Annotated in this window: 26 protein-coding genes; 22 read left to right on the top strand and 4 right to left on the bottom strand. The window is 34.0% G+C overall.

All coding sequences use genetic code 11. The features are described from left to right. Positions 1-187 precede the first annotated feature (187 nt). The 9 genes from LI241_RS03650 (at position 188) to sigK (ending at position 7394) form a co-directional block, all read left to right on the top strand. Positions 188-817, top strand: a complete 630-nt coding sequence (locus LI241_RS03650) for a GDSL-type esterase/lipase family protein (protein ID WP_008688034.1) — start codon at positions 188-190, stop codon at positions 815-817. 86 nt (positions 818-903) lie between these two features. After that, positions 904-2082: a D-alanyl-D-alanine carboxypeptidase family protein gene (locus LI241_RS03645; protein WP_008688035.1), complete on the top strand. Its 1179-nt coding sequence runs from the start codon at positions 904-906 to the stop codon at positions 2080-2082. Positions 2083-2161: 79 nt separating this feature from the next. After that, the gene (locus LI241_RS03640; RefSeq protein ID WP_008688036.1) at positions 2162-2323 is read left to right on the top strand and encodes a hypothetical protein; all 162 of its coding nucleotides are present in this window, start codon (positions 2162-2164) and stop codon (positions 2321-2323) included. A gap of 129 nt (positions 2324-2452) precedes the next feature. Beyond that, positions 2453-2770: an anti-sigma factor antagonist gene (locus LI241_RS03635; protein ID WP_008688037.1), complete on the top strand. Its 318-nt coding sequence runs from the start codon at positions 2453-2455 to the stop codon at positions 2768-2770. Continuing rightward, entirely contained in the window at positions 2767-3201 is a 435-nt protein-coding gene (gene spoIIAB / locus LI241_RS03630; RefSeq protein ID WP_008688038.1) for an anti-sigma F factor, read from the top strand. Before LI241_RS03635 ends, spoIIAB begins: the two co-directional genes overlap by 4 nt. Next, positions 3182-3907, top strand: coding sequence for a SigB/SigF/SigG family RNA polymerase sigma factor (locus LI241_RS03625; protein ID WP_119957456.1), 726 nt, complete (start codon positions 3182-3184; stop codon positions 3905-3907). Before spoIIAB ends, LI241_RS03625 begins: the two co-directional genes overlap by 20 nt. Before the next feature lie 469 nt (positions 3908-4376). Next, positions 4377-5015 carry an N-acetyltransferase gene (locus LI241_RS03620; RefSeq protein WP_008688174.1) on the top strand — a complete coding sequence of 213 codons (639 nt, stop codon included), beginning with the start codon at positions 4377-4379 and terminating at the stop codon, positions 5013-5015. A gap of 3 nt (positions 5016-5018) precedes the next feature. Continuing rightward, complete coding sequence (locus LI241_RS03615) at positions 5019-6071, top strand: hypothetical protein (RefSeq protein ID WP_008688175.1); 1053 nt, start codon at positions 5019-5021, stop codon at positions 6069-6071. A gap of 588 nt (positions 6072-6659) precedes the next feature. Then, a complete protein-coding gene (sigK, locus tag LI241_RS03610) occupies positions 6660-7394 on the top strand; it encodes an RNA polymerase sporulation sigma factor SigK (RefSeq protein WP_008688178.1) in 735 nt (244 codons plus the stop codon). Positions 7395-7451: 57 nt separating this feature from the next. On the opposite strand, the gene LI241_RS03605 is transcribed toward sigK, so the two are convergent. Beyond that, positions 7452-8486, bottom strand: a complete 1035-nt coding sequence (locus LI241_RS03605; protein WP_008688180.1) for a M42 family metallopeptidase — start codon at positions 8484-8486, stop codon at positions 7452-7454. Between the two features lie 514 nt (positions 8487-9000). On the opposite strand from LI241_RS03605, the gene LI241_RS03600 reads away from it, so the two are divergent. The 11 genes from LI241_RS03600 to LI241_RS03550 all read left to right on the top strand — a co-directional run bounded on the left by LI241_RS03600 (position 9001) and on the right by LI241_RS03550 (position 16723). After that, a complete protein-coding gene (locus tag LI241_RS03600) occupies positions 9001-9492 on the top strand; it encodes a glucose PTS transporter subunit IIA (protein ID WP_008688181.1) in 492 nt (163 codons plus the stop codon). A 5-nt stretch (positions 9493-9497) separates the two neighbouring features. After that, positions 9498-10358 carry a PRD domain-containing protein gene (locus LI241_RS03595; RefSeq protein ID WP_008688183.1) on the top strand — a complete coding sequence of 287 codons (861 nt, stop codon included), beginning with the start codon at positions 9498-9500 and terminating at the stop codon, positions 10356-10358. Between the two features lie 72 nt (positions 10359-10430). Beyond that, a complete protein-coding gene (locus tag LI241_RS03590; protein ID WP_227151010.1) occupies positions 10431-10745 on the top strand; it encodes a PTS transporter subunit EIIB in 315 nt (104 codons plus the stop codon). Continuing rightward, a complete protein-coding gene (locus LI241_RS03585; RefSeq protein ID WP_227151008.1) occupies positions 10720-11811 on the top strand; it encodes a PTS transporter subunit EIIC in 1092 nt (363 codons plus the stop codon). Before LI241_RS03590 ends, LI241_RS03585 begins: the two co-directional genes overlap by 26 nt. A 2-nt stretch (positions 11812-11813) precedes the next feature. Continuing rightward, the gene (locus LI241_RS03580) at positions 11814-12770 is read left to right on the top strand and encodes a translation initiation factor eIF-2B (protein WP_008688187.1); all 957 of its coding nucleotides are present in this window, start codon (positions 11814-11816) and stop codon (positions 12768-12770) included. A 2-nt stretch (positions 12771-12772) separates the two neighbouring features. After that, the gene (locus LI241_RS03575) at positions 12773-13681 is read left to right on the top strand and encodes a pseudouridine-5'-phosphate glycosidase (protein ID WP_008688189.1); all 909 of its coding nucleotides are present in this window, start codon (positions 12773-12775) and stop codon (positions 13679-13681) included. Between the two features lie 141 nt (positions 13682-13822). Beyond that, positions 13823-14314: a MarR family winged helix-turn-helix transcriptional regulator gene (locus LI241_RS03570; RefSeq protein WP_008688191.1), complete on the top strand. Its 492-nt coding sequence runs from the start codon at positions 13823-13825 to the stop codon at positions 14312-14314. Next, entirely contained in the window at positions 14301-14699 is a 399-nt protein-coding gene (locus LI241_RS03565; protein WP_008688193.1) for an FMN-binding protein, read from the top strand. Before LI241_RS03570 ends, LI241_RS03565 begins: the two co-directional genes overlap by 14 nt. A gap of 1 nt (position 14700) precedes the next feature. Continuing rightward, positions 14701-15237, top strand: coding sequence for a flavodoxin domain-containing protein (locus LI241_RS03560; protein ID WP_227151006.1), 537 nt, complete (start codon positions 14701-14703; stop codon positions 15235-15237). Positions 15238-15515: 278 nt separating this feature from the next. After that, complete coding sequence (locus tag LI241_RS03555) at positions 15516-16151, top strand: TetR/AcrR family transcriptional regulator (protein WP_008688196.1); 636 nt, start codon at positions 15516-15518, stop codon at positions 16149-16151. A 2-nt stretch (positions 16152-16153) separates the two neighbouring features. Next, on the top strand, positions 16154-16723 hold the full coding sequence (locus LI241_RS03550; RefSeq protein WP_008688200.1) for a flavodoxin family protein: 570 nt from the start codon (positions 16154-16156) through the stop codon (positions 16721-16723). A 349-nt stretch (positions 16724-17072) separates the two neighbouring features. Here LI241_RS03550 and LI241_RS03545 read toward each other — a convergent pair whose 3' ends face one another. After that, on the bottom strand, positions 17073-17708 hold the full coding sequence (locus LI241_RS03545; RefSeq protein ID WP_008688201.1) for a DJ-1/PfpI family protein: 636 nt from the start codon (positions 17706-17708) through the stop codon (positions 17073-17075). A gap of 376 nt (positions 17709-18084) precedes the next feature. On the opposite strand from LI241_RS03545, the gene LI241_RS03540 reads away from it, so the two are divergent. Next, positions 18085-19017, top strand: a complete 933-nt coding sequence (locus LI241_RS03540) for a YafY family protein (RefSeq protein ID WP_008688203.1) — start codon at positions 18085-18087, stop codon at positions 19015-19017. A gap of 277 nt (positions 19018-19294) precedes the next feature. Here LI241_RS03540 and LI241_RS03535 read toward each other — a convergent pair whose 3' ends face one another. Together LI241_RS03535 and LI241_RS03530 are read right to left on the bottom strand one after the other, a co-directional pair. Continuing rightward, on the bottom strand, positions 19295-19690 hold the full coding sequence (locus tag LI241_RS03535) for a hypothetical protein (RefSeq protein ID WP_008688205.1): 396 nt from the start codon (positions 19688-19690) through the stop codon (positions 19295-19297). Then, on the bottom strand, positions 19680-19892 hold the full coding sequence (locus LI241_RS03530) for a helix-turn-helix transcriptional regulator (RefSeq protein WP_026006723.1): 213 nt from the start codon (positions 19890-19892) through the stop codon (positions 19680-19682). The genes LI241_RS03535 and LI241_RS03530 overlap by 11 nt, the downstream gene beginning before the upstream one ends. A gap of 777 nt (positions 19893-20669) precedes the next feature. Between LI241_RS03530 and LI241_RS03525 the strand changes: the two genes are divergently transcribed. Then, positions 20670-21140: a low molecular weight protein-tyrosine-phosphatase gene (locus LI241_RS03525; RefSeq protein ID WP_227151003.1), complete on the top strand. Its 471-nt coding sequence runs from the start codon at positions 20670-20672 to the stop codon at positions 21138-21140. Positions 21141-21174 lie beyond the last annotated feature (34 nt).

Genomic DNA, 21174 nt, shown 5'->3' with positions numbered 1-21174 from the left:
AAAAGAATTTATTTGGTAAAAATATAACCATTTGTTTTTAGAATTCTTGTTATGTTTTTTATATATAATTGCTTTTTACGGTCAAAAATCTACAAATTGCTTGAAAATTCAACTATATATTATATAATTTAAGCAGTACTATATAGTTCAAGGTGCGTTGTTAGGGAGAATTGAGGTGAATGGTGGCATGAATGAAACAACAACTGCAAAAAAAGAAAAAACATATGTAAATTATCTTTCAGAAAAAAAACGAAATAAGGCCATTTATGCGATGTTGCCTTATTATGAAAATGTCATCATCTTAGGGGATTCATTAGCAGAGTCAATTCTGGATTATCGATTATTACGAAAGAAAAATGTTATAGCGAAGCGAGGGCGCTGTGTGGATATGATTGAGGGGGATATTCAGCGGGCCATTTGTATGGCTCCGGAAATGATTATTTTGGAGTATGGAAAAAATGATATCCTACATTTTCGGGATAATTTTACTTCTTTTATTACCTTGTATCGTAAGCATATCCATACATTAAAGGAAGAATTGCCGGAAACAACATTATATGTCAACTCTTTAATTCCTATGGGACAATGTCAATTAGAACGCATTGGTGGTCTGGAAGTATTTAAAACGTGTAATAGTCTATTACAATTGATGTGTGAAAAAGAGGGTATAGGATTTATTGACAACACAGCATTAATCGAATGGAAAGATGAATTGTTTGAATTTGATGGTATTCATCCCAAATATCCATTCTATCCCAAATGGCTGTATCATATGGCTGACATCTTGGGACTTTTAAAAAGAAATTTTATTATATGACCGCATATTTTGCGGTTTTTATTTTCTGCAGGGGGTTTAGGTATATCTTTCTATTCTTTCACATAGGCTTTATTGAGGTTGATACCATGAAAAAAATGATACTTTGCTGTATGGTGGCAGTGTTGAGCATGACGATGCTGACAAGTATACATGCAGATGAGAAAACAAAACAAACGACAAAAAACGATCCCCAAATTGCTCAGAACGCGAAATCCGCCTACTTAATGGAATATACAAGTGGGAAAGTTATTTATGCTAAAAATGAAAAGGCGAAATTATATCCAGCTAGTATGACGAAAATGATGGGTCTATTACTTATTTTTGAATCTTTGCACGATGGTAAACTGGATTGGAAAGATGAGGTTACTACGAGTGCATATGCTGCTAGCATGGGAGGCAGTCAGGTATTCTTGGAAGAAAATGAAACCATGAGTGTAAAAGATATGATAAAAAGTATTTGTATTGCCTCAGCCAACGATGCTATGGTTGCCATGGCCGAAAAAGTAGGAGGAAGTGCTGAACATTTCGTTGAGATGATGAATGAAAAAGCCAAAAAATTAAATCTTTGTAACACCCATTTCATGAATCCTACTGGCTTACATGATCCACAGCATTATACCTGTGCTAAAGATATGGCAATTGTTGGGAAAGCTTTAATTAAGGAAGGCGGAGATGATTTGTTAAAAATCACTTCAACATATGATGCCTATATTCGCGAAGATAGTGAAAAAGCTTTCTGGTTGGTAAATACAAATAAATTATTAAAACAATATCCTGGCGTTGATGGCTTGAAATCAGGCTTCACCTCACAAGCGATGTCCTGTATCACTATTACCGCAAAAAAGAAAGATTTACGATTAATAGCGGTCGTTATGGGAGAGCCTAGTTCAAAAGTTCGCAATGGGGAAATCAAGCAAATGCTAGATTATGGTTTCTCACAATATCAGCAAGGCTTATTATATGCAGCAGGTACTAAGATGAAAACAATACCAATTGAAAATGGAAAGCCGCAAAAAGTAGATGTGTTAACGGATAAAGATTTAGTTTATGTGTTTGAAAAAGGCAGTGAGCCAAAGGAAACGGCGAAAGAAATTTCCTTACGTAAAACACATGCGCCTTTTAAAAAGGGAGAAATTATTGGTAAGGTGCAAATTAAAATGAGTGATGGTTATACTATGGAAACGGCATTGAAAGCTGCACATGATGTAGCCGCGCTAGATTATACTGATTTATTTATGAAAGCCTTAAAAGATGTTTTTGCGTAAATATCCAAAAAAAGGTTTGCTACGCTCATCATAACGATGCTAATTAAAGGCATACTACTTCTGAAAAGAGGGATAATTGATGAGTGTTATGTGGACCATTATTGGATTTATAGCGATATTAGCATTTCTATTCTTAATATTTGCTGTTGTAAGATCAGCAGCACAATCAGATCATATGCCTAATTATGATGAAGAATATGCAAGTGATTTCTTTGATGAACAAGAAGATGATATGTATTAAAAACGGATAAGATATATCCGTTTTTTCGTGTGACAGAATAATTACTAATTGTCGAAGTGAAACATCCTTTGTCGAATATCCCCAAGGATAAGAGAATTCATGCTAAGATGAGCTGCGGAGGGATAAAAGATGAAACATCAATTTAAAGATGGTACCCTATATTTTTATTTTTATGGGGAACTGGATAATCTGACAGTTTGTAATTTGAAGCAAATATGTATCGATTTAATCGATCAGTATCAACCAAAAACTGTCAAACTGGATTTTGAAGAAGTGAGTTTTGTAGATAGCACGGGTATAGGGTTTGTTTTAGCTCGCTATAAGCAGTTGCAAAAATATCATGGTGAGTTGATTATTTGTAATTTATCAAAAGTAAATCATCGCATTTTTGCGATGAGTGGAATTTTTCAGTTAATGAAAGAGGAAAGAAATGGGGTAAAACTATGAACAAGATGACATTGGAATGTTTGGCGCATCTGGAAAATGAGGCATTTATCAGAACGAGTGCTATCGCTTTTTTAATGCCATTAAATTTATCCATGGAAGATTGTATGGAAATCAAGACGATGCTGGCAGAGGCTGTTGTCAATGCGATGATTCATGGTTATGAGGGAAATCATGAAGGGATTGTTCGTGTGCATGTATCTTATGATGAAAATCAGATCGAAATTATCGTTGCAGATGAAGGCTGTGGAATCGACGATATATCACAAGCTATGCAACCATTATTCACCAGCAAACAACACTTAGAACGAAGTGGTATGGGTATGACAATTATGCAGACATTTGCTGATGATTTTCATATTACAAGCGAAAAGGGAAAAGGGACTGTCGTCACATTACGTAAACGGATTCAACATGAATGTGTCAGCGAATAATGAAGAATTGATTCAAAGAATCAAAGATGGGGATGAAGAAGCAAAAAGTATTTTTGTAGAAAAGAACTCACCGTTAGTATATTCTATAGTTCGTCGTTTTTCTCGTCAACGCATAGCCATTGATGATTTGTTTCAAATTGGATGTGTTGGATTAATGAAGGCTTTGAACAATTTCGATACAAGTTATCAAGTTAAATTTTCAACATATGCAGTGCCCATCATCATGGGTGAAATCAAACGCTTTTTTCGTGATGATGGAAATATGCGCATATCGCGTTCATTAAAAGAAGGTTATTTGCAAATGTCAAAAAAGAAGGAAGAACTTTTGCAGAAATTGAATCGCGAACCAACTTATCAGGAAATTGCCGACGCTTTGTCAATGGATGTTGCAGATGTTATCTTAGCCTTTGAAGCGAATCAGTTTGTTTATTCTTTAGATGAAACTATTTATGAAAACGATGGATCGCCGATATTGCTAGAGGATAAGGTGAGTAATCGCAAAGAAGAAGATGTTGTTATGAAGGTGTCTTTGCAAAATGAGATTGCGCATTTAGAACAACGGGAACAATTGTTATTGCACTATCGATATGATCTGGGAATGAAACAGGAAGAAATTGCCAAAAAATTACAGATATCTCAAGTACAAGTATCACGTTTAGAAAAAAAGATATTATTAAAATTAAAAGAGCGCCTTATGGTAACATGATGAAATTCCTTTTCGAAAGAAAAGGAGTTGATGGATAGAGAATGTAATGGTTTGATCATCGTCTTTTGGTTTTTGTATTGATGAAAGAAACGAATCTTAATTGGTTATGCTTTTACGGTAGCAACCAAAGACAGTATCTTTCTTTTTGCAAAAAACATAATGTGTATATGGGCTTATGGCATTTTCGGTGTTCTTATTATAAGTCTTTGGCTATAAAAGTTTTTTCTTATGTTTTGCGTGTGTTAGCTTTAGCGTTTGATGCTTAAATTAAGTAGAGGACTTAGGCTTTTTACATCATCTTATCGTGTAAGACTTCATTTTATCTGTTGATCATATGTAGCATGATTGATTACTCAATATAAAAAGAAAGCTCTTGTTTTGTTGCGCGCAAGATCTTTTCTTTATCCTTACTTGTGCTGGTTTTAACACCTGTGATATAATAAACGGTAGCAGAAATGGATGTGAAAAGATGAATTTGGAACATGTATATCATTTAAGTGATGATGAAATCAGCGAAATTTACCATAGTTTTGCGGATAATTTCTTTCATGATGACTTGTATCGGACGATTTTTCCTTCAGAACCATCACGTCGATGGGCTTTGCCATATCTGCTGAAACATTATTTACAGGCAGTAAGACCATATTGTTATTTTATAGCGGATAGTAAAGACTTGAATTGTGTTATGGTTCTCTTTGACAGTACTTTGGAAAAAACGCTGTTATATCGTTTGCGATTATTACATCTAATTATAAAGCTTATACCAATTGCTGTAGGTGTTCACTCTATTCGCAGTATTCATCATGCTCTTGATTGTATGGATATGTTCACTAGCAAATGGACGAGAGAATTTGTGAATGGTGCATATTATCATGTGGATTTATTATACACAGATAAAGCAATGCGTCATCATGGTTTGGCGGGACATCTCTTACAGGAAGTAAAACAGGAAGCAATCAAAGAACATCGCGATATCACGTTAGAGACACATCATAAAGATAATTTACCATTATATGAACAAATTGGTTTTCATCTGATGAGTACCATTACTCATGAGGAATATGATTTAACGCAGTATTGTATGCTGCTTAGGACAAGTGAGGAATAGCTTATGTATATCAAACATCGTGTACAAAACTTTTGGAAATATTTTATATTAAACCGTGAAGAACTAGAGCATGCGTTACGAGAAAATGATCACCATGAGATTACACATCTCTTACAAGATTTAAATGAACATTTAAAAACGATTTGTGCGTGTGGCATGGAAGTTGAGATGAGTGATACAGGTTTTTATGAAATGACCTTTACACCACAAGGAAATAAGAATGCGCAGTTTGCCACAGCATTATTAAAAAAGGATGCTCCGCAAGCATTAAGTGAAGATTGGATCATTAATGCCGTACGACCACCATTAAGTGAGCGTGCTATGCATACGATATTACGTATAAAAGATAAAGAAGTTACTGGTGCTGATTTTCATGTTTATTATACGATAAATGAAATAAGCAAAACGCTCGATATCAAAGTATATTGCGAGGCTTTAAAAGATGTGGAGGAAAAGCGTCGTGAGTCGATGGTTGCTTTTATGTTGGAGTTATTCATTGGTGAGTTAGAATTTGAAGCACGCATATCAAGCATCGAAATCATAGATACACCAGATGAAGAGGCAGAAAATTTCTGTTTATTGCCAAACCTGTATGAAGATATTTGTGATATTATCATTGATCAAGATTGGATGGAATATCATGATCCATTATCTATTTACATGGCTTATAAACTTGATGAAAAGCCAGTTAGCGAAACATTGCGAAAAGATATGAAATTAATCGTAACGACGAATCCACAGCTACAAGAAGAACTCTTAAGCGATAGCTATGAAATGTGTAAGGAGTTCAAAGACTGTGGTGGAGAATATGGATACTTCTATTATGAAAAGCTATATGAGGATGAAAAAGAAGCATTGGTTCGTCAACAACTGGAAAAGGAAATAAATGAACTTTTATATGAGATGTCGATTGCCAGAACGATGGGTGGCGCTGTTGGTATTTATTATTCTTATATTGATGTAGCTATTTTTGATAAAGATGCTTTTGCTATCGCATTAGCAAAAATCAATGAAAAGATGAATTTTAAAGTTTATTATCAACCTTTTTTGAAATAAGCTACATGTAATGGGTATTGATCATGGAACTTTCATTTAATAAGTAAGTATTAAGAAAATGACAGACCATTAAGTTATTTGATGCGTAACGTATATGGTAAATACGATACCTAATTGTAATTTTTTGTGGTTTATCAAAGCATATAAGTCTTAAGGATGGATCGTTTATCGAGTTTGTTATCTATCCATAAGACTTTTTATTATCTTTTATTGTATGGGATAAATGAAAAAGGCTAGCTTTGACATAGGGGATGAAAGCAAACTTATTAACAAAACAGTACAAAAGATCATGTAAAAGAACATCAGTTTTGATATTCTTGAAATGGAAATGAAGTAATGATTTTTTGGAAAAAGCTGCAGTGAATTTTTATGAAATTACAAAAAGCAGCTATGAGATAGGATAGCAGCTTGGTAAGTATTACTTAAAACCAAGCGTTTAAGCGATATCAGCGTTTCTATTTTATATTTTGCAATAGTATAAAAAGCTTGTTTCAAATAGCTTACTTACATACTTACGACACATTATCACGAATCTTGATTAGACATATCTTGATAAGATTTTTCATATACTGACAATAGGTGATGGAAATGCTGTTTCCGATATTTGAGATTTTAAGCAGTGCTCTTGGATATGTCGGCTATATACGTTCAAATTCTTTTTTACAACCTTTAGATAAAGAAGAAGAAGCACATTGTATTGCCGGCTTAAGCTTGCAGGATGAGGAATGTCGTAATAAATTAATTGAACATAATTTGCGACTAGTAGCTCATATCGTAAAAAAGTATGATATCAAAAAAGAACAAACAGAAGATTTAATAAGCATTGGAACTATAGGTTTAATCAAAGCAATTGACTCTTTTAAACCAGAAAAAGGGCATAAATTAACTACGTATGCTTCGCGTTGTATAGAAAACGAAATATTGATGTATTTACGTAGTTCTAAAAATTATTTTCAGAATGTATCGCTTAATGATCCTATTGCAACGGATAAGGATGGAAGTGAGATTACGCTGATTGATGCAATCAGTTCTCCGCAAGAAACAAGTATCATTGAAGATATGGTCGTTGAAGATAATATCAGTAAACTAAAACAATTTCTACATGTTTTAGATTCCAGGGAATTGGAAATCATTACGAAACGATTTGGTTTATACGGTGTAGAAGAAGAAACGCAGCGAGAAATTGCCAAGCAATTGCATATTTCCAGATCATATGTTTCACGTATTGAAAAAAGAGCTTTTATGAAATTGTATCGTGAGTTTCAAAAAGAAGAAGCAAAGCATGGCGAAAAAGAACCACGGATTAATATATTTAAAGAATAAAAAACCTGAGAACAGTATAACATTTGAAATGTCTCTGTTCTCAGGTTTTTATATAGTTTATTTGCTTAACAGATAGGCATATAATAATTTTGCCGTTTCAACAACACTATCAATATGACAGCGTTCCAATCCATGACTTGAAAAACATCCCATGCCAAAGGCGGCAGCATATACATTATTACCAGCACGTATTGCGGCACTGGCATCTGTTCCATAATGATAAAAAACATCCACACAATAATGAATATTGTTTGTTTTTGCTAATTGGATAAGCTTACTGGTCAAGCCGCGATCATAGGGTGTATAATTATCCTTTGCGCAAATGGATACGCTATATTCATCTCCTAAATGATCTGGGCCAATCAAGCCGATATCCAAAGCTACATATTCTTCAACTTCAGGAGGCAGCCAAGCACCACCATGTCCGATTTCTTCATAAAAGGGGAAAGCAAAGAGCACATTGTAATATGGCTTTTTCTGCGCTTTTTGTAAATTCTCCAGTACGGCAAAGACAGCACCTACTGCCGCTTTGTCATCTATATGGCGTGACTTGATAAACCCTTTTTCGGTATAATGATAATTTGGATCAATGGAGATGATATCACCATGTTCAATACCTAAGGCACGAACATCTTGTGCACACTTGACATGCTCATCTAATACGACCATCATATTACGTTCTTCGCGAACAGCACTTCGTGCATCATCAAATACGTGTGTGGAATGTGAAGTACAAGCAACCAATCCGCTATAGCATTTGCCATCGCGAGTATGAACATGCACACATTCTCCATCAATGTTATTATAGTTAATGCCACCTAAATTACGCAGTGCCAATGTACCATCCTCATTTATATGACGTATCATCAAACCAATGGTATCTAAATGTGCACCCACACATATGGTTTTTTCTGGATGTTCACCTTCTACTTTAATATAGATGGTGCGCTTGCGATCATAACTGACCGCATAGCCAAATTCTGTAGCTAAGGCTTCCATGACGGGTGTGATTTCTTCATAATAGCTGACAGGGCTTGGCGTTTCTATCAGTTTTTTGGTTACACGCTCAATTGTTTTCTTATTAATTTCCATACAGATTACCTCTTTTCTGAAGATTATTTTAACAGTTTTTCAGAGGAGATACAAGTAAAGCTGAAAGCTGTGATGGTGATTATTAACAATTGTTAAAATTACGCGATATCCAATTTTTCTCAATGTGAAACTACGTAGTTTGATAAGAGAGCCTTAGGAAAGAAAAGGTAAGTTTTTGTTAAAACCACAGGGGAGCTTTGATCCTGAAAATAGTAGTCTAATGTATGTATATTGCAATAGAATAAGCTTTTGCCATATGCTTAAAAGCAGCACCATGAAAAAGCCATGTATTAACTATATCAGTATCTGTGATATAGAAGTGATCATAGGATTATTTTTGTTGTATTCTTGGATATTTCATAAAATAAAAAATAGGTGTTGCAAACGCTTCCATACCTTGCTATACTATACATGTATAAAGGTTAGCGAATTAAGGAATCAATCCATTTACTTAATGCTAGACCACATTATATATTTGATGTGGCCTTTTTTTTGTTCTCTGGAGGTATGAAGAATGCGAATTTCGATATTTAAAAATCAAAAAGTAAACGAAACAGAAATCGTTTCACCGTGTGAAGGTAAGTTAAAACGTTTAGAAACATCTAATGATGAAGTTTTTGCATTAAAAACACTTGGCGAAGGATTCTTTGTAAGAGCCAGTGATTCACAGATTTATGCTCCTGTTTCAGGTGTTGTTACATCAATCTTTCCGACTAAACATGCCATCGGAATACAAACAAAGAATGGAATGGATGTAATGTTACATATTGGTGTAGATACAGTAAAACTACAGAAAAATACGATTGAAAGTAGGTTACAGGTACATGACGTAGTAAAAAAAATGCAGCCTATATGTGAGATAGATCTTATCACATTTAAAAAATTGGGGATACTACCGGATGTTTATGTATTTGTCACAAACAGTGCTGAATATGATATCAAAGCAATTAGAGAAGAACAGGATATTTATGAGGGGGATGTTGTATTGAAATGTATTAGGAGGTAATTACAATGAAATACTTCTATCTAAAATCGATTAACAATAATGCTATTAGCGCAATGGATGAACATCATCACGAAGTGATTATCTTAGGGAAAGCAATAGGTATTAAATGTAATCGAACAATCCATTCACTTGTGGATAAACAACTTATCGAGCGTATCTTTGTTAGTGATACTAGTAATAAAAAATATATCGAAACCATTTTGAATAAAATGCCTTATGCATTATTTATGATCGTTGAGAAAGTCATTAAAACAGCGGAAGAAGATTTACAAACGAAATTTAAAGACGTGTTGTATCTATCGCTTTTAGATCACATATACTTCGCCTATACGACATGGCAAGATAAACAGAAAATAGAGAATCCATTGCTAAATGAAATTAAGATGTTTCATACGAATGAGTTTCATGCCGCATTACATTCCATTGCTATCATCAATCAAGCGTTACATACAGATTTTGATGAACATGAAGCAGCCTTTCTTGCTTTTCACTATATCAATGCGTTATCTAATTTAAGCAGTTTGCAAAACAAAACAATTATGAAGGATTTGGAAAGGACGGTAAATTATATTGATACATTAACAGATTATACACTTGATAAAAATTCATATTTATATGGAAGATTATTGATTCATTTAAAATGTTTATTCAATCGTCTTATTACGGATGAGAAGAAAACATTCGACAGGACGTTTATGGATGAGGTTTCACGTTCTTTAAAGATAGCACATGGGGAAGAATGGGAATATGCTGCTAAGATATCTGATTTTATGAAATCTGAACTGCACTTAAATGTAAGTGATGAAGAAGCGGCATATTTGACAATGCACATCGTCCCCATTTTAAAACAGAAGGGAGGAAAATAAAAAAATTATACAGTATGTTTATATGTTGATGTCATAAAAAGGTTAGCAGTAGAAAGAGAGAGGTGTAAAAACATGGCAGACTTTAAAAACATGGCAAAGGAAATTTTGAATTGTATTGGTGGAGTAGATAATATCAAAGAAATGTCACATTGTATGACACGACTACGTCTTAATTTGAAGGATGATGCGAAAGTTAAAAAGAATGAATTGGAAAAAATTGAGGGTGTGATGCGGGTTGTCGTCATAGGTGGACAATATCAAGTCGTATTGGGTGGAATTGTAGATGAGGTGTTTGCAGAAGCAAGTACACTAGTTGGTGATACTGTAGATGTAAATAAAGAAATGATTCAGGAAAATTTAGATGCGGATGTTCCTAAAAAAAAGTAAATTCATTGAAAATCTGATAGCATTATTATCCGGAATTGTCAGTCCTATTATACCGGCAATGTTGGCAGCCGGTTTCATTACGGCTTTGGCGAAACTTGCAGTACTCGCTGGGGTATCAGAAACAAATACGACGATCCAAATATTGAGTGTTGCAGGTGATGTCTTATATGGCTTTTTCCCTATTTTTATTGGCTGGTCAGCAGCTAAATATTTTAAGGCGAATATATCCATTACATTAATGGTAGTTGGATTATTGGTATATCCTAATTTTTCGGCAATATTTGCCAATGCGACAAGCGTCAATTTTTTAGGGATACCAGTAACCAATGTTTATTATGGTAGTTCCATTTTACCAGCAATCTGTTCGGCCTATTTGATATCTAAATGTGAATTTATTTTACGTAAAATACTTCCAAATGCCTTACGCAGTATCTTTGTTCCGTTTCTGAGTGCATTAATCGTAATTCCTTTACTTATTGTTGTGATTGGCCCTATAGGGGTATGGGGTGGAGAATTGTTTGCGAATTTGTTTAGATCGACATATGAGTTGAGCCCTGTATTAGCAGGTGCTATCATAGGCGGAATCTGGCAAATATTGATTATCTTTGGTATGCACATCGCTATTCTAGGGCTTGTATCTGCGCCTAATATCGCAATGTATGGAAGAGATATGATTATTATGACGCATGCGCCATCTTTGATTTGTCAAATTACAGCCGGGTTAGCTGTTGCTTTAAAAGCAAAAGATAAGAAAATTAAGAAAAATGCACTAACCTTAAGTTTAACATCATTTTTTTCAGGTAACGTCATTGAGCCTGTAATGTATGGTATAAACCTTAAATATAAAAAACCATTTATCGCAGTATGTATAGGTGGTGCTATTGGTGGCGCAATTACTGGAGCAGCAGGAGCTGGAACAGTGGCAGCGGTAGCACTAAGTATTTATACATTCCCAGTCTATTTGGGAGCAGGTTTTGGCGGTTTGATGTTAGGTTGTGTTGTTGGTGGCCTCATAACTTTTGTTTTAACTTATTTGATGGGAATTGATGAAAAGGAGAATGCATAGTAATGAAAAATCGAGTAAAAGATATTGCATTTCAATCAGCTGATCATGTAATAGAAGAAATACGCAATATGAATGTCAAGGGAGGAAGTCCTTTTGGTAGAGCAGCTGCTTGGGCATTTAAGCTTGCTTTGCAACAAGAGGATTTAAAAACTTTTAGCGAAATCAAAACACGGTTCACCTATTTAAAAAAACAGATGTATGAATTAAAGCCAACAATGGCAACAATTTATAATAGCTGTGAAGCCATTATGCAAGAATTAGATGAAACGATGAAAGTAAACATACTAAAAGAAAAGGTGATTCACTTATGTGATAATATTATTGAACAATCGTTTGTAGCTGTAGAAAAAGTCGGGGAAATTGGATCTCATCTTATTCATGATCATGATGTTGTTTTGATGCACAGCTATAGTAGTACATTGATGGGAATCTTTCAATCAGCAGCAAATGACAAGAAACGCTTTAAGGTTATTTGTACGGAATCAAGGCCTTTACGTGAATCACGAAATGCTGTGAATGTATTAACTCGATTAGGTATTGAAACGATGTTTATTTCAGATGCATCGGTATACGAGTTTATGAATGAGGCAGATATGATCATTATGGGAGCAGACACACTTTGTACCAATGGCGATGTTGCGAACAAGATGGGGAGTGCGCAAATTGCGCGTCTTGCACAAAGTTGCAAGATACCAGTTTATTTTGCAAGTGAATTATATAAACTTGATATAAGAACCTTAAATGGTGAAAAAGTGGTTTTAGAAAGAAGAGATAAATGCGAGCTTGTAGATGAAGATGATTTTAAGGATTTTGATCAAGTAGAAGTCATAAACCAATTTTTCGATCTGACACCAGCAAGCGATATAACAGGAATCGTTACGGAATTCGGTGTTCTGCATCCATCCCAGATGTTGCAATACTGGTCAAAATTATGGGATAACATTAAGGAGGGTGAATAAATATGAATGCATTTTTAGATATAAAAGATGAGGTGCTGAAAGCAATTGAAGGTAATAAAGCAGTCGTGGCTTTAGAATCAACAATTATTTCACATGGAATGCCGTATCCCCAAAATGTGGAAATGGCGAAAAATTGTGAAGCTATTATCCGTGAGCAAGGGGCAGTACCAGCAACCATAGCAATTATGGATGGAAAAATTAAAATTGGTTTAAATGATGAAGATTTACAAACATTGGCAACCGCAAAGGATGTTGCGAAAGTTTCACGTAGAGATTTGGCTCAGGTTTTATCTGAAAAGAAAATAGGCGCTACTACGGTTGCAACTACGATGATATGTGCGAAACTTGCTGGTATTAAATTTTTTGTGACAGGCGGAATAGGTGGAATTCATCGTGGATATGAACAGACACTAGATGTTTCAGCTGATTTAGAAGAGCTTGCACAAACGGATGTTAACGTCATTTGCGCAGGGGCGAAGTCAATCTTAGACTTGCCGAGAACATTAGAATATCTTGAAACGAAGGGGGTTTGCGTCGTAGGATATAAAACAGATTATTTACCACAATTTTTTACTGCTGAAAGTGAGTATAAATTAAACACGAGAATGGATTGTGTTGAAGATATCAGTGCCTTAATACATACAAAAGAGAAATTAGGTTTACAAGGTGGCATTTTAATCACCAATCCTATTCCTAAGGAAGATTCTATGGATAAGGCATATATTGATTCTTTGATTTTACAAGCATTAAAAGAAGCTGATGAAAAAGGAATTAAAGGAAAAGCCGTTACACCTTTTCTGTTAGCTGAAATCGTTAAAAACAGTCATGGTGAAAGTCTTAAAGCAAATATTGCATTAGTATACAATAATGCAAAGCTAGGTGCAAAGCTGGCGGTTGAATATTTTAAATAGATAATATGAATGTAGAGGAGATTGTACTTATCTCCTCTTTTTGATGTCACAAACATTTCTTATTTTTTAATTATTTATCTTGCTAAATACGTAACAAGTTGCTATAATATGAGTAACTTGTTACTAATAAAGGAGATAAACATGGAACTACAAGAACTGATACAACGTTTTTCAAAGACGCGTGAGCAACAGGAAAAAGCTATTTTTAGTACTTTATTCATATTAGGGAATCGTTTGCAGACTATTTTTGATGAACGGATCCCAGATATCACATTAAAGCAGTTTATGTTGCTGTCATTAATTCGCCAAGCAGATACACAGATGACCTTTACTCAATTAGGTAGTATGATGGGGTGTTCGAGACAAAATGTTAAAAAGTTAGCAACTGTTTTAGAACGAAACGGTTATGTAACCATCAAAAAAAACAAAGCAGATGTGCGGGCAGCTACAATTGTTCCTACACCAAAGATGCATGATTTCTTTGATACGGTATTTGTGAATTATCAAACAGAGCTTACGTATGTATTTGAACACTACAGCAATGAAGAATTACAACAATTGTTTCAATTGTTTATGCGTTTATATGAGGGAGTAGAGTATTTGGAAATGAGGACAAAAAGTGAAAAAACATAAAAAAATGAAACGCATTGCTATCTGTGTACTTGTGGGTTTGGTGGGAATCGGCATTTCCATCGTTGTATTATTACAGGATATTACACAAAAAACAAACCGGATAAAGCTTCATACACCGAAACTTGCAGCAATAAAGGATGGTGTGTATGAAGGAAGTTATAGCATATTTCCTGTATCCGCAAAGGTCAAAGTGTATATTGAAAACAAACGCATAGCCGATGTGAAAATCATTACCCATGAACATGGTTTAGGAAAGGCTGCTGAAAATATCGTAAGCGATGTATTGCAGAAACAATCCTTAGAGGTAGATACTGTATCACAAGCAACCATTAGCAGTGTATGTATTTTAAAGGCTGCCGAACAGGCGATGGAAAAAGGAGAATAACATGAAGAATTTAATTATCTATACATCAAAATATGGCGCATCCCAACGCTATGCAGAAATGATATCACATGCGTTAGGGGATCCTGCGACGGAATTAAAGCAATGTAAGAAGCAAATGTTAGAAACAGCCGATCGTATTATCCTTGTAGGAGGTATTTATGCCGGAAAAATTGCTGGGATGAAGTATGTAAAGAAAATGGAACGTCATATTAAGATGAAAAAAATTTATGTATTTGCGGTAGGGGCAAGTGCGTATTGTGATGATTATCTTGAAGAAATTAAAATGAATAACATGAAGAATTGTAATCTTTCGATTTCGTTTTCCTATGGGCAAGGGACATATGATGAAGAGAAGATGAATTTCAAAGACAGAGCATTATGTCGCTCATTACGCAAATCTTTACAGGGGAAAGAGGTTTCGGAAATGGATGCATCTATGCGTGCGTTGGTAAATACGCAAGGAAAAGCCCATGATTGGATAGATAAAAAATATGTGGATATGTTCTTAAAAAAGGTGAGTGAAAGTATTAACGCATAGATATATGCGTAACCTATATGAACTGGCCTCATTTCAACCTTGATAATTTGAAAATGGAAGGAAAGTGCCTTAATATGGTATGATTGTATGTTTTATGAAACGGTGGCTTCTAATAGAAATGGAAGCTGCCTTTTTTTCATGTGAAAGGGAGATGATCGTCAATTAATAAAAATAAACCAAAAAAGTCAATTGTACACGAAAGAAACCATTTAAATTGACATGAGCACTGGAAATTGTTTATAATTAAACTGTGAGTTTAATTATAAGAGGAGGAGACAATGGGACGAAGGAAAAAAGAGCCGAAAAGTACTCATCGGGAAAAGATTGCTGCAGCAGCATCTACCTTATTTATGCAAAAGGGTATTACGGCGACTTCTATGGATGATATAGCAAAAGCAGCCGGATACAGCAAAGCGACCCTTTATGTTTATTTTAAGAATAAGGAGGAAATTATCGGTATTTTGGTTTTAGATAGTATGCGAAAACTTTACGATTCTATATCTTCTGCGTTAGTACAAAAGGAAACAACGAAAACAAAATATGATTTTATTTGTCGTGGATTGGTGCAGTATCAAGAAGCATTTCCTTTTTATTTTAAAATGGTATTAGATAAAATCAATATTGACTTTGAAAATAATGATTGTTTGCCCGAGGAGAAGGAAACATATCAAATAGGAGAAAAAATAAACGATAAGTTAAAAGATTTTCTGATATCTGGTATGGAAAACGGTGATTTGCGTGAAGATCTGAAAATTATCCCAACTATATTTACTTTTTGGGGGATGCTATCAGGACTTATTCAACTAGCTACAAATAAGGAGAACTATATTCAAAGTACGATGAATTTATCGAAAAAGCAATTTTTGGATTATGGTTTTCAAATGTTGTATCAATCTATTGCAAAGGAGAAATGACTATGAATGAAAAGAATGTACTTGCCATTTTTGGTAGTCCCCATACAAATGGGATGACAGCAGCTATGTTTGATTGTGCAGTTCATAAAGCAGAAGAAAGGGGATATACAGTAAGGAAAGTAAATTTATATGAAAAAAATATTTCTTTCTGCAAAGGTTGTCGGGCTTGTATGGATACCAAAGTTTGTGTTCAAAAAGATGATATACAAGAAATTGTTGCCTTATTACATGAATCCTTGATTGTATTTCTGGCAGCACCTGTTTATTGGGCAAATGTGCCAGCACCGGTCAAAAATTTGTTTGATAGATTATTAGGAACAGCAATGGAAGAAACGACAACTTTCCCCAAACCACGTTTAAAAGGCAAGAAATATTTGCTATTAACTTCCTGTAATACTCCTGCACCGTTTTCGTGGATTTTTGGTCAAAGCAGAGGGGCAATCCGCAATATGGATGAATTTTTCAAAACAGCAGGTATGAAACCTATAGGAAAAATTGTATGTGCAAATGCGGCTAATAGAAAGAAACTATCCCCGGCATTAATTAAAAAGATAGAGCGGTGTGTGAAATAAATGGATTGTATTGTTTACTTATATGCTTAATATTGGAAAGATAGCAAGATGATTAGAGAATACAAGATAAAATGAAAATGACGTAGCATTTACGTCATTTTTTAATGGGATAGGATACTTAAAACTTCATATAAGACATTGCGTAAAAGCGGAAGACGTTCACTAATAATTCTTTTGCATTCTGTATATATTCTTATATAGTTTATTAAAAATCGGCATTTTCTGTTTGATATTGAGAATTGGAAGATAACCATTCTCCAGTTTGTCAAAATAATTGTTCCTCATGACGCTAATTTGAAACGATTAGCAGTTTCACATTATCATTCTCTTTAAGCAAAGCGTATAACATTTATTCATCGTTAGATGACAAACTTTGCATAAGAGCAAAGAAATGCTTTGGTTCTCCTGTACTGAAATATTCATACCAATACTCCAGGGTGCTTGATTGAAAGACATTTAAATGCTTAATAATTTGTTTTGACCATAGCAAGGCTCCGGCTGAACTTGCTGTAATAAGGTTATTATCTGCCACAGAGGGCTTATCAATATAATGATTTTTCCCTTCATAGCAAGGAGAAAACATGTCTAGATAACCTATCCCATTACTTGTATGGGGACGATTATCCAATAACCCATAGTTAGCAAGTGCGACAGTGGCTCCACAAATTGCACAAACAGTAGCACCTAAAGAAAGAAATTCGCTCGCTTTTTCAATAATTGTACCATGTTTTCGATCGCTCCAAGTATCAGCGCCCGGTAAGAGTAAGACACTTGTTTCATTCACAACAATATCATCGATTAAGCAGTCCGGTACTATTGTCATACCACCCATTGTATGGATAGGCTCATTAGAGCAGCTAACTGTTTTGAGTGCTATACGTTGTGCATCTTCCTTAAAGAAACGACCAGATTTAAGCTCTGATATAACATGACCTAATTCCCAATCTGCTAAAGTATCAAGAATATAAACATAAACGGTAACCATAAAATTCCTCCATTTTCGTTTGCTTTTTATTCACTTTCAAAAGTTCCTAAGCTTTAAATTTCATACAATTAATTACATTCTTTGCATCATAATAGTGAAACTTTTCTAGTAGTTGCTGTTTATTATGACAACTATTAAATTATCTGGTCTAATGTATGGCACATGAATATCATTATTTATCGTCTATTACATAGGATGTTTACATATCCGATAATTTCCTTATAATTCTTTATTGTCATTTTGAACAGTAATGATTACTAAGAATTTTTTCTTTTTATTATAGACTCCTTTCGTTACTTAGTGTATCACACTATCGTTGACACCATTATGACAACAATCTATAATAAAATAAGTAAATTTGAAAGGTGGTAACCAAATGAAAGTTGATAGACTAATAAGTATAGTTTTGGTTCTCCTTGATAAAAATCGTATTAGCGCACAAGAGTTAGCGGATATGTTTGAAGTTTCATTACGCACAATCTACCGTGACATAGATGCTATTGAATTGGCAGGCATTCCTATTCGTTCTACATCGGGAGTTGGCGGTGGATTTGAGATCATGCCAAATTATAAGATTGATAAAAAGGTATTTTCAACTGCTGATCTTTCCGCTATTCTAATAGGACTTTCCAGTATTTCAAACATGATACAGAGTGATGAATTAAGAAATGCACTTGCGAAAGTCAAAAGTTTTATACCCACAGAAAGGGCTAAAGAAATTGAACTAAAGGTTAATCAAATTTATATAGATTTTAGTCAATGGATAGGTAACAGCAACATACAATCATATATAGAAATTATCAAAGTAGCTTTACAAGAAAATAAGCTACTGTCATTTGATTATATAGCCCATCGCGGAAATAAGACTACACGTGTCGTTGAGCCTTATCAACTCGTATTAAAAAGTACGCATTGGTATGTATATGGATATTGCCTTAAAAGAAACGATTTTCGCTTATTCAGATTGTCGCGTATGTCAACTCTACAAAAACAAAAGGAAACTTTTATACCACGCGATTATCAAAAACCCAAATTAGAGTTTGCAGATGTTTTAGCAACCCTACAAACAAATATTAAAATTCGTATTCATAAGTCTATCGTAGATAGGGTACTTGATTATTGTCCATACGAAAATTTCATTCCCGATGATAAGGAGCATTATATCGTCAGTTTTCCTTTTATAGAGAATGATTATTATTATGATATTGTTTTGAGCTTTGGAGATAAGTGCGAATGTTTGGAACCATTACATGTTCGTGAAAAAATGAAGCAGAGAATATATGATATAGCTTCTCTATATAAAAAGTAATAGTTACTATAATATAGTGTTATAGTAACTATTACTGAGAATGTTAAAATTATTTTGCTAAGAAAACACGTGGGGTTTTAAGAAGATATAAAAAGTAAGAGAAAGTTTATATAAAACGATTCCTAAAAAAGTTTGGATAGGAATAAATGGGATATAATTCTTATAATCCATGCGTCAACATGAAGTAAGTAAATACAAGAGCAACAAACAAGTACGCAAAAGTTATTAGCTTACACACAAAGAATTAATTTGAATTTATAATCAATATACTTTTCATTCACATTTTTTTCTCAATCATATTACTTACTATAATAAGAATAATCGGTTGTACGGCAATAATAACTCCCGTAATAATCGCTGGAATGAAATAATCAAAGGAAATAAATATAACTGTTACTATACCTAATAGTACCATAGTAATCATATTCGTGATATTTCCAGATTTCTCTTTAATTGAGATATTTCGTTCGTCCATCACATTCACTTTATAATCAATATCATTTTTCATCATTCTATTATGCATAAGTTGTGTATGAGAAATGCTAAAGATTATACTCATTAAAATTAGGAGCCCTATATCTGCTGTTTTAGGAAAATCTGTAAATAAAATGATAGGAACTAAAATTGCTGAAACAATATAACCAATGTACCACAGTTTATGTTTATTTTTCACTTTTGCTTTCCTCCTCATAAATAAAAATTTCTTCAATACTCATTTGAAAGTATCTTGCAATTTTAAAGGCTAATAAAATAGATGGATTGTAGCGCCCATTTTCTAAAGAGCCTACTGTTTGACGAGATACCTCAAGAGCAGTTGCTAAATCTTCTTGTTTAATACCTCTTAGTTTTCGTAATTCTTCTAAACGATTTTTCACAACATACTCCTTTCTGAAATACATGGAAAGTTTGCTTTCCTTTTCTAAGCCTTATAATGCTTTTTTGAACAGAAAATGTCAAGTGAACTTTCCATATTTTTTATTCCTTTCTTCTTTATTAGGATTTTTGTATTCTGTATCTTCTCGCAAGAGGAAAAGGTTACTTATCCTCATCATCAAAATGATTATTCCTTAATACTTCTGAAACAGTTCCATATCCTCTTCTTAAATTTGCGAAACAGGGCAAGCATTTTAGTAAGTATTATGAAGTAATTTACATTCTATTTAAAACAGGGCTTCATATTTCTGAATAGTTGGTTTGATGATTTCTGATATTGATTTAGAAAAAGGTGTTATTGATGTAAATCACAGTTGCAAAGTAAATGTTATATAGAATATACTATAGAGGGCATAAAGATAGAAAGCGGTACAAGGCTTGTGCCTATGATAGATTGCAAAAGCGGTTCTTAGAAGTATAATAAAATATATAAACAGGAATCACTTAAAATCACACCTCATGTTTGTCAACATACCTTTGTTCTAATATGGCAAAGTTAGGAATGAACCCTAAGACATTATAAAAGATTATGGAACATTCTGATGTAGGAGTTACACTGAATGCATACAATCACTTGGTCTTTGTTGATATTCAAAAGAAATGATAGAAATGGATAATAAGTGAGTTATAAAATAAGGGTAGTTTATTTTACAACTTTTTCCTGCTAAAATATAAGAATTTATACAAGGAAATATGACGATTTAAGGAGATATAAGAACATGATTAAAATACTTTTTATTTGCCATGGGAACATCTGTCGCTCAACAATGGCAGAATCCATCATGTGCTGGCTGGTTAAAAAGAACCATCTACAAGGAGCATATTGTATTGCCTCTGCTGCAACAAGCACAGAAGAAATTGGCAATCCGATTCATCATGGAACAAGAAGAAAACTTAGGGAACAAAATATTCCAATTGTCGAACATTATGCACGACAGATTTGTTTACAAGATGCAGAAAAATACGATTACATCATTGGTATGGATGATGCCAATATACGTAATCTAACACGCATGCTGCCAGCACAGTATCATCATAAACTTTCTAAATTATTGGATCATACAAAGCGAAAAGGGAATATCGCGGATCCTTGGTATACAGGTGATTTCGATGAAACATTTGTGGATGTATTGGAAGGCTGTCAGGGATTATTAGAGGAAACAAGACCAAAATCGAGTAGGGTGAAATAAATCACCCTCTCACACCACCGTACGTACGGTTCCG

The sequence above is a fragment of the Longicatena sp. 210702-DFI.1.196 genome, assembly GCF_020563125.1.
GTDB classification, from domain to species: domain Bacteria; phylum Bacillota_I; class Bacilli_A; order Erysipelotrichales; family Erysipelotrichaceae; genus Longicatena; species Longicatena caecimuris.
Note: the sequence above shows the minus strand (reverse complement) of the source record. Positions and strands in the feature narration are given on the sequence as shown.